The sequence below is a fragment of the Gilliamella sp. B3172 genome (assembly GCF_026536465.1).
GTDB lineage: Bacteria > Pseudomonadota > Gammaproteobacteria > Enterobacterales > Orbaceae > Gilliamella.
The window spans coordinates 164,205-179,709 of sequence record NZ_JAFNOA010000004.1 but is presented as its reverse complement, the minus strand read 5'-3'; the positions used below and the strand labels follow the sequence as shown (position 1 = coordinate 179,709).

Annotated in this window: 10 protein-coding genes; 4 read left to right on the top strand and 6 right to left on the bottom strand. The window is 39.9% G+C overall.

Going from position 1 to position 15,505, the window contains the following annotated elements; translation table 11 throughout:
- Window positions 1-4,059: filamentous hemagglutinin N-terminal domain-containing protein (locus tag J3U37_RS06910; RefSeq protein WP_267373968.1), on the bottom strand; the 4,059-nt coding region annotated here is incomplete at its 3' end.
- 88 nt (window positions 4,060-4,147) lie between these two features.
- A complete protein-coding gene (locus J3U37_RS06905; protein WP_267373966.1) occupies window positions 4,148-5,848 on the bottom strand; it encodes a ShlB/FhaC/HecB family hemolysin secretion/activation protein in 1,701 nt (566 codons plus the stop codon).
- Window positions 5,849-6,126: 278 nt separating this feature from the next.
- Here J3U37_RS06905 and suhB point away from each other — a divergent pair, with 278 nt between their 5' ends.
- The gene (gene suhB, locus J3U37_RS06900; protein WP_267373964.1) at window positions 6,127-6,930 is read left to right on the top strand and encodes an inositol-1-monophosphatase; all 804 of its coding nucleotides are present in this window, start codon (window positions 6,127-6,129) and stop codon (window positions 6,928-6,930) included.
- 102 nt (window positions 6,931-7,032) lie between these two features.
- Here the strand turns inward: suhB and J3U37_RS06895 are convergent, their stop codons facing one another.
- Window positions 7,033-7,359, bottom strand: a complete 327-nt coding sequence (locus tag J3U37_RS06895) for a winged helix-turn-helix transcriptional regulator (RefSeq protein WP_220219606.1) — start codon at window positions 7,357-7,359, stop codon at window positions 7,033-7,035.
- A gap of 323 nt (window positions 7,360-7,682) precedes the next feature.
- On the opposite strand from J3U37_RS06895, the gene J3U37_RS06890 reads away from it, so the two are divergent.
- Window positions 7,683-9,872: a heavy metal translocating P-type ATPase gene (locus tag J3U37_RS06890; protein WP_267373962.1), complete on the top strand. Its 2,190-nt coding sequence runs from the start codon at window positions 7,683-7,685 to the stop codon at window positions 9,870-9,872.
- 81 nt (window positions 9,873-9,953) lie between these two features.
- Here J3U37_RS06890 and tilS read toward each other — a convergent pair whose 3' ends face one another.
- Together tilS and metC are read right to left on the bottom strand one after the other, a co-directional pair.
- Window positions 9,954-11,243 carry a tRNA lysidine(34) synthetase TilS gene (gene tilS, locus J3U37_RS06885; protein WP_416379993.1) on the bottom strand — a complete coding sequence of 430 codons (1,290 nt, stop codon included), beginning with the start codon at window positions 11,241-11,243 and terminating at the stop codon, window positions 9,954-9,956.
- A gap of 64 nt (window positions 11,244-11,307) precedes the next feature.
- Window positions 11,308-12,525: a cystathionine beta-lyase gene (gene metC / locus J3U37_RS06880; protein WP_267328960.1), complete on the bottom strand. Its 1,218-nt coding sequence runs from the start codon at window positions 12,523-12,525 to the stop codon at window positions 11,308-11,310.
- 97 nt (window positions 12,526-12,622) lie between these two features.
- Between metC and J3U37_RS06875 the strand changes: the two genes are divergently transcribed.
- The gene (locus J3U37_RS06875; protein WP_267373958.1) at window positions 12,623-13,240 is read left to right on the top strand and encodes a 4'-phosphopantetheinyl transferase family protein; all 618 of its coding nucleotides are present in this window, start codon (window positions 12,623-12,625) and stop codon (window positions 13,238-13,240) included.
- Between the two features lie 71 nt (window positions 13,241-13,311).
- On the opposite strand, the gene J3U37_RS06870 is transcribed toward J3U37_RS06875, so the two are convergent.
- The gene (locus J3U37_RS06870; RefSeq protein ID WP_267373956.1) at window positions 13,312-14,085 is read right to left on the bottom strand and encodes a tyrosine-protein phosphatase; all 774 of its coding nucleotides are present in this window, start codon (window positions 14,083-14,085) and stop codon (window positions 13,312-13,314) included.
- Between the two features lie 101 nt (window positions 14,086-14,186).
- Here J3U37_RS06870 and pepB point away from each other — a divergent pair, with 101 nt between their 5' ends.
- Window positions 14,187-15,467 (top strand): aminopeptidase PepB, encoded by a 1,281-nt coding sequence (gene pepB, locus J3U37_RS06865; RefSeq protein ID WP_267373954.1) that lies wholly within the window; start codon window positions 14,187-14,189, stop codon window positions 15,465-15,467.
- Window positions 15,468-15,505 lie beyond the last annotated feature (38 nt).

The window sequence follows — 15,505 nt, the reverse complement described above, 5'->3', positions numbered from 1 at the left end:
ATTTAATGAAGCGAGTTTAATGGCGCCACTGGCGGTCAGCTCAGCAAAACGGTTGTTGATACCATTAGCAACATCGAAAGTAATAGTGTTTTCCGACACCACATTGGCTGACTCATTATCAAGCGTTGCCGCATTAATATCGATATTGCCTTTGGCTTGTAAATCAGCTTGTTGGTTATTGATTTGATTGGTTTGAATCGATATCGCTTTATCCGCAACTAATTTGGCATTTTGGTTGGCAATGTCGTCAGCCTTAATGGTCAAATCGCCTTGCGTTAATATTTTTGCTTGTTGGTTATTGAGTGTTTGGCTTTCAATATTGGTACCGTTTTTACCGGAAAGCAGTAAGGCGGACTGATTGTCAAATTGATCGGCTTTGACCGCAATTTCTGTTTGCGATTGTAATGTTGCATTAGCATTATTCAGTGCTTTGGTGGCTATTTTTATGGCCGCATTCGCCACTAAAGTCGCATTAGCGTTGTTAAACGCCTGATTATTGATCGTTATTGCATTATCGGCTTTAAACACGGCGTCTTGATTATTGAGTTTAGTTGAATCAACGGTAATTGATTGACCGCTAAATAATTTAGCCTCGGCATTCTCGACGGTTTGTGCCTCGATCGTAATATTGTCTTTAGCACTCAACGCCGCTTGATCATTATTCAGTTGCTGGCTGTGAATAGTTATGGATTGATCTGAAACAAGTTGAGCCCCTGAGTTATCAAATTGGTTAGCGTTAATGTTGATATTCTGCTTCGCCTGCCATTTAGCCTGGTTATTAATCAGCGTTGAGGCGTCAACATCGATATTGCCTTGTGCGCCAATTTCACTTTCCGTGGTATTGATTTGCTCAGCGCGAATTTGCATATTTTTTTCAGCAACCAGTTGGGCATTTTGTAACGCTAAAACGTGCTGTGTATTAATTTGCATATTGCCTTTACTACCAAGCGAGGCTTGATTGAGTGAGGCGTTTTCACTGTTGATAGTGAAATCACCTTCAGAAACATACTGCGCAAGGTCACTGCTAAGTTGCTTGCTTTTAATCTCAATGCCTTGTTTAGCCTGAATCACACTCGATCTATTATCCATAACATCGCTGGTTAGATTAATGATGCCATGACTGGATAATTGCGCTTTTTGATTATCTAACTGGTTGGATTTTAGGGTAATAGATTGCACACCCCAAAGTCGAGCAGCGCTGTTGATGATGTTATTGGCATGAATATCGATACCTGCCGTTTGGGCAATGAATATACCGGCATTATTGTTAACGTTTCCGGTTGCATTAATACTAATTTTACTTGCCTGAATTCGCGCTTTTGTGTTGTCGAGATCCTGGGTATTTATGGCCAGATTTTTGAAAGATATTAAGGTTGCTTCACGGTTATCTAACTGCTCACTGTCAATAGTCAGGTCTTTTTCAGCCTGAATATTGGTGTATTGGTTATTAAAGTATTTGGCGAATATTGCAACATGACCGCCACTGATCCATTTGCCGTCCTGGTTATTGAGTTCGGTCGTGTTGATCGTCATGCCATTTATGGCATAAAGCGTTGAATGATGGGTGTTGGCTTGCGCCGCTGTCAGATTTAGTTGTTGGTTAGCGTACAATTGACCACGGTTGAATGATGCCAGCTTTAAAGCTTTAATGGATAGATCTTTGGCCGCTCTGATAACCGCATCGTCAGCCTCAATGGTCGTGGCGTCCAAATTGATTTGACCGTTGGATAAAAACTCACTTTTGGTTAAGTTCTGTTGCTGACCGCTAACGTTAATATCGTCCTTAGCACTGACAGAAGCATCGGTTAAATCAATTTTCTCACTGTCTAATGCAATGATGCCTTCGGAATAAAGAGTTGCCCCTTTGGCACTCAATTGCTTTTCCGCATCTAATGTTATGTTAGTATACCCATATAAATAACTGTTGTTGGTCGATAACTGCCGGGCAGAGAGTAATAAGCCATTATTGGCGATCAATTTAGCATTATCATTGTTGATTTTTTCAGAATAAACCATGATTGATTTATCTGATAAAATTGTACCAAATTGGTTGTTAAATAATTGATAAGCTGAAATGTGAATGTTGCCGGTACCTTGCAATTTACCCTTTTCATTAAACAGGCTATCACCAACCAGACTGATTTCCCGGTCGCTGACTAAGGTGGCGCCTTGATTATTTAAGCGATTAAAGTAGTAATTAATCGGCCCATTCGATCGGATAAAGCTTGAAGCGTTTTCGATGGTATTGGCTTCAACATAGATATCTTGCCCGGCTTGTATATTGGCTTCTTGCGTGGATAACGTTTGTGCGGTAATTGCTAATGATTGCTCAGTAACAGCCTGTAAATTATCCATAATGGCGTTATTTGCCGATAGTGAAATTTCCCCTTTAGCACTTAAGTTACCCGATTGCATCTGCACATCATTGGCCTGGATATCAATGGCACTGTTAGTGTTAAGGTCTGCTGCTTGCGCTTTTATTTGATCTGCTTTTAAGGTGATAGACTCTTGCGCTAACAGTTGGCTATGGTCGGCGGTGAGCTTATTGGTTTGTATTTCAATCCCTTGTTTAGCTTGCACTGTGGCGTTATCAATATCGATTTGTTGGTTATTTGATAACTGTAATTGTTGCTCTGTCTGAATTTTTGCCGAATTGAGAGAAATATTCTCTTCACCGGTCAAATGCAGCTTATTGGCATAAGTTTGACTGTTGTTCAGATTCAGATTGTTCTTTGCATTGAGCGATAGTGTCTGGCCGGCACTGTTTTTACCGTTGAAATTGATGTCATTTGCGGTGCCGGAAATATTACCTTTATTATGGATCAGTTTTCCTTGCTCATTAATGCCGGCGGCAACTCGACTTGCCTCAGTGCTGTCGATTTTTTTGGCATTTAAGGTAATATCATGTTGAGCGATGATTGCCCCTTCATTGGTGATCGCATTTTGACTATTTAATTTAATATTTTGTTTACTGTAGATCTGACGGCGATTAGTGATATCTTGTTGACTGTTTAAGGTGATATCTTTCTGCGCTTGTAATGTACCGGTATTAATAATTTTTCCGTCTGCACGAATCACGATATTATCTGAGCTTGCGCCAAGTTCGCCGGCATTGTGTACCCCAACGCCTTTTTCGGTACCAATCATGTTGATTTGACCGGCATACATGCCGCCAAATTGTGAAACATCGATCGATACTTCGGGTTTATCTTCGGTATGAGTCCCGTCTAACGCAGTAACGTTTTTGGTATCACGGCTGACTTGATTTTTACCGGTGATAACATTGGCTTCATTTGCCCATACCGCAGCATTAATCGATACTGAGCGGGCAATTAAATCGGTATAGCTTTGCGTTGAGCCATCGAGCCCTTTACCGGTGACATTAATATGTCCTTGTTCAACCCGGTAACCGGTTAATTCACCATTATCGATAGTCGGGGTACCGGTGGTTAAGGTGCCTCGATTCGCATTAATAAAGCCACAGCCATTACAGGTAATACCTGAAGGGTTAGCGATAATCACTTGCGCTTTTTGGCCGGCAACTTCAATCACGCCATTTAGTTGGCTTGGATTACGTGAATTGACTTCATTTAAGATAATTTTAGCCGGACCGGTTGTTTTTAAGTTTTCATTACCTTGAACATAACCGCCAATCTGGGTTTGATTGATTTTGCTGCTGTTGTTTAAAATTACCCCTTGCTGTGAGACATCAAATTGGGTGTATTTATTGTGTGAAAGACCTTTATTATTCGGCGTTTGTATATTAATTTGGGTGACACCATTTGCCGCCGAGATCACTTGCGGTTGCTGATTTTTATTTGCCTGATTATCAACAACAATATTATTACCATAGGCTGGTGAGATGATAGATACAAAGCCTAACGAGATAGATACGAATAAGCTTATCGGTTGCAATGCAAATAAACAGGATTTGAATAATGATTGTTTATCTTCTTTATTGGCTTTTTCATGACCATTAGGCGTTTTAGCAATATCGGCGACAACCATTTGGATACCGCGTTTTTTATTAAAAATGACTCGATATAGGTGCTTATTCATTTTTTAATTCCTTCATTCCATTCTGTTTATTACTTATTTCCATGTATAACTGGTCGGGTATACGATGTGTAATTCACGCAATACTCAGTTAATAATTCCAATTGATATTAAAGCCTAACGTCAATGGATTGGTTTTAAATCCTTTCGGTTTGCGAATTGGCTTACCGGCAAAGACGTCATAATAGAATCCATAATTATTGCCTCGTACACCAACAACGCCACCGGTTAAATGTCGGCCAAGCAGGTACTCACTTTTGGTACCGGATACTTCACCGGTATCAATACCCAGATAAGGCTCGTGATTAAGCGGTGCTTGCCAGGCAAACTCATTACGTAAATACCAGCCTCGATCGGCTTTCAAGGTAAGCTCGCCATCAAAACCGCGTACACTCCAACGCCCGCCGATTGAAAACTGTTCAGGCGAGGTTAAATCGCCGCCTCGGGTATATTGCCCCTGATAATCTAATCGGTAGCGAAACGGCTGCTCAGCCAAACTAAACGGCACATTGGCTGAAAAATTCACTAAGAAGATCTCTGACAGGGGACTGCCGCTATTTTCCGGGCTTTTCTCTTCCGGTGCTTTTTTAGCATTAAACCAACGTACACCTTTTTGATACGTTATACCCGCATCTAACGTGATATCTTTAATATAGTGTCGATGCTGTAAACCCAATTGCCAATGTGTGGTTTTGCGCTGTTGAACTTCAAGCTCCGTATTATTGATATAGTTATGCGATTGGCGCAGTGAAAGGCCATAGCTTAAGGTGGTTTTTTGTGACTCATTACGGTGAATAACGCGGCTAAGTTGGATATTGGCATTACGGCTGCGCCCACTGTACTGATAATTGACATTTTGCCCGGCTACAGTTTGATGATATTTATTACCGGATAATGATGTATTGAGCGTCCAATAGCCGAAAGGTACCGAATAGGACAATAAAAAGTTACGGGAGCCGTATTCGCCTTTTCCGTTTAAATCATGTCCTATTGATCCATAAAACGAATCACTCAATGATAATAGATTGTCCAGATATAACGTGGCACCGCCCTGATCACGACCGGTAGCTTTGGTGCCCGAGTCATCAATCGATAACCCTAATCGCCACATTTTTGTCTGCTTGCGACTAATCATAATATCGCTTTCACCCGGCTTATCACCCGGGACTAATTGCATTTGCGTGCTGACTGTTGGTATGCGCTGAAGATTTTCAAGCCCTTGCTCGATATCACGTAAATTTAAGATTTTCCCTTCTCTTGCCGGCATCGCGGTGTAAAGTTGCGCATATTTATCACTGTCATCGGTGTAACGTATATGTCTCACTTTACCTTCAACCAGGAGTAATTTTAACACCCCTTGTGTTAAATCCTGCTCCGGCACAACCACTCTTGTTGTAATATAGCCATAACTGACTAAGCGATCTTGAATGGCGCTCATTAAAATGTTCACCCCTTTAGCGCCTAAACAGCGATGCTCTGCTTGTTGGGCAAGCTTGTTTAAAGGAACAAACCAGGGTAATTTATCACGCTCAAGCAATTGAACCTGATCAATATTGAAACACAAAGACTCTTGCGGAAAATTTAACTCGTTGATACTGGTTGTCGGCGGAAGCAAATGAATATCGGGAGCAGTGGTATTTAATGATTCTTCTAAAGCCTTTTGGCGCTCTTGTTGATGAATCAGTTGCATATCACCCAACTGCTGCGTAGCAGGCAATTGAGCTAATGTTATGGGTGATGTTAATACGATTGTTACAGCCGCAATACAGCTATGTTTAAATAAAAAATCCATATAAAATCAAAATCTAATAAAAATCCTTTTTTGAAATATTAACATATGACTAATAAATAGTCTATTTAAAAACGATAAGTGTTTTTGGGTAAAAAGAGATAAGTTATCGGTTCGGTATAAATGTACTCAATGGGTTAAGCTAAGGTAAATTAAATATCAATCTCAACATAGACTGGCAAAGATAGGGCAAAAGCTTTATACTAGACATAATTTTGTGTATGGCAAAGACCATACTTATTTTTACCCCGTTCTTTAACATCATCAATTGGAAGAAAATTATGCATCCGATGCTTAATATTGCTATTCGTGCTGCGCGTAAAGCAGGTAATGTTGCCATTAAGGCTTATGAAAACCCGAGTTCAATCGAAATTAACACTAAAGGTGCTAATGATTTTGCAACTAATGCAGATCGAGCGGCTGAAGCTTTGATTATTGAAACAATTAAAAAAGCTTATCCAGATCATACTATTATTGCTGAAGAAAGCGGCCTTGCTAAAGGTAATGATGCCGATACGCAGTGGGTAATCGATCCAATTGATGGTACCACCAATTTTATTAAAAATATTCCCCATTTTGCGGTGTCTATTGCTGCTCGAGTGAAAGGTAAAACCGAAGTGGCGGTTGTCTATAATCCAATGAGTAACGAGCTATTTACTGCGGCACGTGGTAAAGGTGCGCAGCTTAATGGCTACCGAATTCGTGTTAGTAATGCTAAAGATTTAGAAGGAAGCGTACTGGTAACAGCTTTTCCATTTAAAGCAAAGCAATACAGCGATAGCTATTTTGCAGTACTACAAAAATTATTTACCAAATGTGGTGATTTTCGTCGTAGTGGGTCAGCGGCACTAGATTTGGCTTATGTGGCAGCGGGTCGTTTAGATGGCTTTTTTGAAATCGGTTTAAAACCATGGGATATTGCCGCAGGCGAGTTAATTTTACGTGAAGCTGGTGGCGTTATTACCGATTTTGCCGGCGGAAATAACTACATGGTATCGGGCAATATTGTTGCCGGTAATCCACGTGTTGTGAAAGATTTGCTGGTTTCTACCCAAAACGATTGGCCGGAAAACTTACGAGGCTAATGCTTATTAGAACAGAGTGATAATGCTCTGTTCTTTTTGGTTGCGGCTGTGTATTTTGCTTTAGCAATAATAAGAAATGCCTACATAGTACCAATCAATTATTTATCTTTTTTGTTTGGCTGGCATTGGCTCCATTGAGCAATTAACATTCAATCCTTGATTGTTTAAGCAGTGACTACCCCATTTATACATAGCTTGCAGTACCGGTTGAATACTTTCACCAAATGCGGTTAAGGAATATTCGACTTTCGGTGGCACAACCGGGAAAACTTTTCGATTAATTAGCTGATGCGATTCAAGTTCACGTAATTGCGCCGTTAGCATTTTTGGCGTGGCGCAAGGGATTTGTTTACGCAGTTGCGAAAACCTTAATGTTTTGTTTGTCATCAGTTGCCATAAAATCAAAGCTTTATATTTTCCACCAATCATATTTAAGGTTGTTTCGACCGGGCAACAGATAGTTGATTGCGAATGCGGTTCGCGTTCATCGATTTTAGCTATAGGATTGTTCACGTTAATGTCTTAACAGTATCTTTTTGGATAGTATATATCAAAAAAGTGCATTCTTGTTAATACTACAATTAGTATTAAAATGGCTATCAATACAACCTGTAAAAATAAGATCTTTTGGATAAATAAGATATATTTGGTTTTAGATAGATTATTTATATTATAACGATAGCGTCAAATAAAACGGTTTCTTAGTGAATATAATAAATCAAAACAACACTAATTATTGAAGGATGCGTCAAATGAAAACAGTTGAATATCAATTTTTTGTTGAAGATATGAGTTGCGCATCATGCGTCAGCCGAGTTGAAAAAGCATTAAAAAAAATTGATGGTGTAATCGCTGCCAGTGTCAATCTTGCCACCGAAAAAGCAAACGTGACTGCCAATGCCAATGTTAAATTAGAAACGCTAATGTCGGCGGTGGATAAAGCCGGTTATCATGCGGTGGAAATTACCGATCAACAAACACACGCCAAAGATGAAGAGAAACAAGCGTCACTTTGGCCGATTGTGTTATCGGTTATTTTGGCTATTCCATTTGTTGTGCCGATGCTACTTGAGCCGTTTAATATTCATTTGATGATGCCAGCATGGTTACAACTTGTGCTGGCTTCGATTGTTCAATTTGGTCTGGGGGCTAAATTCTATCGTAGTGCTTTTAAGGCACTAAAAGCGTTAACGGGTAATATGGATTTATTAGTGGCAATGGGTACCAGTGCAGCTTATGGTTTGTCGCTATATCAACTGATTAATGGCGATTATGATCATCTCTATTTTGAATCATCAGTTGTAATTATTACCCTGATTTTGTTTGGTAAATGGCTCGAGTCAAGAGCAAAACACCAAACCACCCAAGCGATTGAAGCGCTTTCCGCCTTAAGGCCTGAGCTAGCGTTAGTTAAACGAGGCGATCAACAAGTAAGTTTACCGATCAATCAAGTGAAGGTGGATGATATAGTTATTATCAAACCCGGTGAGCGTATTGCGGTTGACGGTATTGTTATTGAAGGTGCTTCGAGCTGTGATGAATCGATGTTGACCGGGGAAAGTTTACCGGTAAATAAAACGGTTAATAGTACAGTTACCGGCGGCACCATTAATGGTGAAGGGTTATTGTTAGTCAAAACCACAGCGGTTGAAGCCGACTCGACCCTGGCAAAAATTATTCAAATGGTTGAATCTGCGCAAGCTAAAAAAGCGCCAATTCAACGCATTGTTGATCGTATTAGTGCAATCTTTGTGCCGGTCATTTTGATTATCGCTTTAATTACCTTATTGGCATGGGGCGTGATGTATCATGATTGGCAACAAGCATTACTGCATGCTGTTGCCGTATTAGTTATTGCTTGCCCGTGTGCTTTAGGTTTAGCCACGCCAACAGCGATCATGGTTGGAACAGGCGTGGCTGCTCGACAAGGTATTTTAATTAAAGATGCTGAAGCCTTAGAAACATTGCACAATATTAATACCGTCGCATTCGATAAAACCGGCACATTAACCCTAGGTAAACCTGAACTGGTCGAAATGGATGTAATTGGCACTGAGACGCCCGATCAAATCTTATCGCTTGCGGCATCTATGCAAGCGGGCAGTGAGCACCCATTAGCTAAAGCTATCTTGTCTAAAGCAAAACAGTACGATTATGCTCAAAATATTACCTCTGTCACCGGATCGGGCGTCATGGCAACCATTGATAATACCGAATATTATTTAGGTAGTTTACGCTGGATGAAGTCATTAAATGCCTATTTTGTTGATATGGATGATAAAATCAGTGAGCTTACTGCGAAAGGTTATACCATCTCATTTTTAGCTAAGCAACAATCTGAAAATAGTGTAGCGATACTGGCTTTATTTGGTTTTGCTGATGTGATAAAACCCGAAGCCAAAAATGCTATTGATGCACTACATCAATTACATGTTAATACCGTTATGCTAACCGGTGATAATCAACAAGCTGCAAATTCGGTAGGTCAGCAGTTAGGCTTAGATAAAGTTATTGCAGAAGTGTTACCACAGGACAAAGCTAATTATATCTATCAATTACAAAAAGAGAGTCATACTAATACCAATAATCGAGTAGCAATGGTTGGCGACGGTATTAATGATGCTCCCGCTTTGGCAGCCGCTGATATTGGTATAGCAATGGGAACGGGGACCGATGTGGCAATGCATGCAGCAAGTATTACCTTAATGCGTGGTAATTTGTATCTTATTGCTGATGCGATTGATATTTCCCGCCGAACTTATAATAAGATCAAACAAAACCTATTTTGGGCGTTTTTTTATAACTTAATTGGTATTCCATTAGCCGCATTGGGCTTTTTAAATCCAATGATAGCCGGCGCTGCTATGGCATTAAGTAGTGTCAGTGTTGTCACCAATGCTTTATTACTTAAACGCTGGAAGGCAAGGGCAGAAACTAAGTAAGCGAATGGTTAGTTATAAGTTAGGGGCAATTATGCCCCTTATTGATTACGTTTCTGCTTGAGTTGCTTAAAAGCATTTTATTTATTCGGTCACACTAAAATTAATTTGCGATCCTTTGCCTTGCTCAGTGACAAACACGCCAACGGCACAAATAAGTTGTTCGTTATAGAAAATCAAAGGCGTACGTGTGCGCATCCATGGTGGGATCTGGTGTTCTTGCCATATTTTTTTGATCGCTCTTGACCCTTGCCGATTAACTATTTGCAATCGACCTTGCGCATGAAAACGTACGGTAACTGCCTCGTCGGCTTGAGGTAGGCGACAATTTAAATCGTGCTGGTAATGAGATTGTAACTGACCGATATTATCCGGTAACACTAAAGGCGAAGTGAGATCCCAATTGATGACTAAGTGTTCAGTATCATCATACAGTGGCAACAGATAAAGTTGATTTTGATAACGGCGAATTTGTTTGTTATGCAAAACAAATTTTGGATTAGCATCTTCCTTTGCTTCAACGACCGTTTGCCAAATTAATGCCAGCTGTTTTTGACTCGGCATCATTATGCCTTGTTGTCGAAACCACATGCGCAAAATCGCATTGCGTTTATATTCTGAATAATTGATTAACGGCGACAAACGTAGCTGACCTTGCGTTGTCAATAGTTGGTGAAAATCGTTATCTAACAGCTCGTTAATTAACGCTTCTTGTTGTTGGCAAAGTGAAGCACTTCGGGCAACCATTTGAGAAAACTGTGGCCAGCGCTGATTGATAAGTGGTAACACCTTTAATCGTAGAAAGTTACGGTCATAATGGTCATCTTGATTGCTTTCATCTTCTATCCAAGTTAATTGATGCCTGTTGGCGTACGCTTCGATTTGTTGGCGTGAGATCGTCAATAATGGTCTAAGATGCCTGTTGCTTTCAACCGGCATTGCCGATAAACCGGCTGGTCCGCTGCCCCGTTTTAGCGCTAACAAAAAAGTTTCGCATTGGTCATCAAGATGCTGGGCTGTGCATAGCATCTGATCGCTTTTTAGGTGACGATAAATTGCTTGATAACGAGCATTTCGAGCTTGCTGTTCAATATTACCCGCCATAGGGTCGAGCCGAACTTTTTCAATAATGAGCGGTACTTGCCATATTTGGCACTGCTGTTGGCAATGCCTTGCCCAGCTATCGGCATTTTGACTTAAGCCATGATGAATATAAATTGCGCTGAGTTGTAAGTCTGGTCGTTGCTGTTGTTTCAATTGGGTAAGCGCATGTAATAGCACCGTTGAATCCACACCACCACTGTAAGCAACCAGTAGCGATTGACGATTTTTGATATGATCAAAAATCGCCTGTTCAATGCTTTGATCAATCATCGTTTGGCTTTGATTTTTCATTGTTATTTAATCACACTAAGCTTTTAATCATACTAAATTTTGATCATATTAAGCTTTGTAGGGCATTTGCTTTATTTTTATTTAACTTAATTCGGTCTAAACCAGCGGATAGATCAGCAATTAAATCATCGGGATCTTCAAGCCCAATATGTAACCGAATGAGTGTTCCGTCAAAGCTGACTCCAGAAACCGGTCGGATTTTGGCTAGCTCTTCGGGTTGATTGGCTAAAATTAATGACTCAAACCCACCCCATGAATAAGCCATTGAAAAATGGGTTAAATTATCTAAAAAGTCGGAAAGCTGTACATCATTTAAATGGTCGTTTAGCACAAATGAAAATAAACCACTTGCACCGGTAAAGTCACGGGCAAAAAATTCATGTCCTTTGCAACTTGTTAAGGCAGGGTGATTAACGGTCGCGACTTTAGGATGAGCCGCCAGCCATTTTGCTACTTTTAAGCCACTTTCATGATGTTGTTTAAGTCTGACTGCTAAAGTGCGTAAACCTCGTGCTGCCATATAAGCGGTATCTGCATCACACATTTGTCCCATTAAATAAGAGCGTTCTCGCAATCTATCCCAGCATCGCTCATTAGCAACAGCAGTGCCGAGCATCGCATCGGAGTGACCAATTAAATATTTAGTGCCTGCTTGAATTGAGATATCAATATCATGATCTAACGCTTTAAATAGCACGCCAGCAGCCCAGGTATTATCCATTATAATGACTATTTGCGGATTAATGTTCCTGATTGCTTTCACAATAGCGGGCACATCATGAATTTCCATCGTAATTGAGCTTGGCGACTCTAAAAACACCACTTTAGTATTTGGTTTGATGTGGTTTGTGATATAACGACCAACTAAAGGTGAAAAGTAATCGGTTTCAACACCTAAATCTTTTAAAATATGATTACAAAACTCTTGAGTCGGTTCGTAACTGGCTTCAGATACCAAAATATGGTCGCCGGTTTTTACAAAAGCCAAAATCGCATTGGCAATGGCTGCTGCACCACACGGGTAAAGGTAACATCCTGCACCACCTTCAATTTCAGTCAAGGCATCTTGCAGCGAGAAATGGGTTAATGTACCTCGACGTCCATAAAAGAGTGCGCCATTAGTGCGATTTTCGGTCGCTTCTTTTTTGGCTGCAATAGAGTCAAATACTAACGATGAGGCTCGTTGGATAACCGGATTTACTGCACCTTGAGTATAGCGTTTTTTGCGACCAGCATTGACTAATTTGGTTTGTAATGACATGACGTATCCTTGCTATCTGATAAATTTTAATAACAATTAGCATAGCATGCTGTTAAAATAGTAAAAAATAATTTTTATCAATACTGGCTTTTCAATCATGCTAATTGTCCAACTTGCCAATCTCAATAGCGTGGCAATTAACTATTCGTTGTTATCTGAGCAAATTATTAATGATGCTAATAAAATGAATGAGCGACGTAAAAAACAGTTTTTAGCCTGTCGTTCCATACTAGCCAGTTTGCTCAATCAATATTGTCAGATCGCAACTTTGCCAACAATGATAATTGGCGATAATGCTCGCCCCTGTTTTTTAGATTCTAATCTGCCGGATTTTAATATTAGTCACAGTCAAGACAGCGTGGCTGTGGCGATTTCATTAACCGGTAAAGTTGGGTTAGATATCGAAGTGGCACGTCCACGAAAAAATTATCAGAAGGTAGCAAAAAATTTTTTTGCTGATACTGAATGTCAATGGATGCGCACACAACAAGATGAACTATCCGCTTTTTGGCAACTTTGGACGTTAAAAGAGTCGGCCTTAAAGCTCTATGCCAAAGGGGTGTGGCAAATGAAATCGGTAAAAATTGATCTGGCTAACAAGATGATTAGCGCACCTTTTAGCGGTCACTTTTATTATCAATATCAGCAGGTGGGTGATATTCATCTTGCGGTCAATTGCGATAAGCCGATTACTCATTTTGTGTTAAACACGTGATTAACTTGATGACTTACCGGATAAATTCTAACAAATCATCTCAATCAAATGAGTAAACAGGCTATTAAGCTTTAAACAAGATAGATATTTTGCAATATTTCTCTGTTTTTTTGGTCGAGATCATACTCTTGCGCTAACCAGTTATCGATAGTGTTATAACGCTCTTTAATAGCCGTAATTGCAGCGCTTAAATACTCTTTTTTGGTAGCAAAGATCGCTTTTTGCTTTTCAAACTCTTCCGGTGTTAATTGGCTTTTTTGTTGGTTAAGCGTCTGTTCTCGAAACGTTTGTAAGCACTGTTCAGTGAGTAAGTAATCTTGCATAACCACCTCTTCACTAACGCCTAAAGCAAATAAAACTAATGCCACACCGATGCCTGTTCTGTCTTTGCCAACTGCACAATGTTGGACTAACGGTCTACCATTGGCTTTAAATAGTGTTGAAATAAATGTCTGATAAGCAAGATTATTAAACGGTAAAAGCTGATAAAGTTTAAGCATAAACTCATGAGGGGAATATTTTTTTAACACCGTGATATCGTTTTTTAGATCACTGGTTAAACTTGCGGTAATTTCGTTATTTAATGGATTGGCCGGTACATTAATATAATGACTATCAGCCCATAAATTATCAGGGTGGCGATCGATTTCATGTTGATCACGATAATCTAAAACATAATGTAACTTTAATTCGTCAGACAAGAATTTTTTTTCATCCTCTGTGAGGCGAGAAAATTCCCCTGCCCGATATAACATGCCAGAGCGAACTTGCCGCCCATCTTTGGTTTTAATGCCGCCTAAATCACGAAAATTGATGCCATTTTTAATAGGTATAACCGATGTCATTGCTGTTCCTTATTTATGCTTAACTTCGCTTGCTATATTAACATGTTTCTGATTAGAATTAAGCCATTGTTTTTGCTTTATTACTTATCGAGGTGCTTATTATGTCTACATTATCTATTTTACTTTCTGATCAAGTTGCGCAACCACAGTGGGGTAAAGATGCGCTACTGAGCTATTGCCAAGAGTCTATTACTATTCACTATAAAACTGAACATCGCTTAGGTGCAATTCAACGGGCAGGGCGTAAACTTGATAATCAAGGCATTAACTCGATTAAACTCAGTGGAAGTGGCTGGGATTTAGAATCTTGCTGGCATTTTTGGTTAGGTTATCGTAATGCTAAAAATAATAATAAAGTGAGTTGGCCAAAACTTAGTACTGAAGATAAACAAGAACTCAAACACCGCCTAGCCATTATTGATTGGTGCCGTGATATTGTTAACCAACCAGCTGAAACATTAAGTCCACTTGAATTAGCCACCCAAAGCGCCAAATTAATTAGCACTTATTCATCTGATATTAAATACAATATTATCACAGGCGAAGCATTAAAAACGCATGATTATATGGGTATTTATACTGTGGGGAAAGGATCGGATAGGCCGGCGGCACTACTTGAACTTGACTATAACCCGAGCCAAAACCCAAAAGCGCCTATCGTTGCTTGTTTAGTTGGTAAAGGTATCACCTTTGATTCGGGGGGCTACAGCCTAAAACCGAGTAGCTTTATGGAGTCGATGCGTGCCGATATGGGTGGTGCAGCTCTGGTTACCAGCGCTTTAGCACTCGCTATTGCACGAGGTGTCAATCATCGTATTAAACTTTACTTATGTTGTGCAGATAACTTAGTCAGTGGTAACGCCTTTAAACTTGGTGATATTATCCGTTATCGCAACGGTAAAACAGTTGAAATTGATAACACCGATGCTGAAGGTCGTTTAGTTTTAGCTGACGGATTAATCAGTGCTGACAAAGATAAACCTCATTATATTATTGATTGTGCAACATTAACCGGCGCTGCAAAAATTGCTGTCGGTAATGACTATCAATCGTTACTCTCGTTTGATGATAAATTAGCTAATGCGCTATTGGTGAGTAGTGAAATCGAGCATGAAGCCTTTTGGCGTTTACCATTAGCGGAGTTTCATCGCTCCCAGTTCCCTTCCTCATTTGCCGATATAGCCAATTCCGGATTACCTAATACGGCTGGCGCCAGCACGGCAGCGGCATTTTTGTCATATTTTATTAAAAATTATAAACAAAACTGGCTGCACATCGACTGTTCAGCAACATTCCGTAAAAGCGCTAGCGCATTGTGGGCAACGGGAGCAACGGGTATTGGTGTAAGAACCATTGCTAACCTATTAAGTACTTTAAAATAAATGATTGATATTTCAAGTCAATTTATTATCAAGTTAGC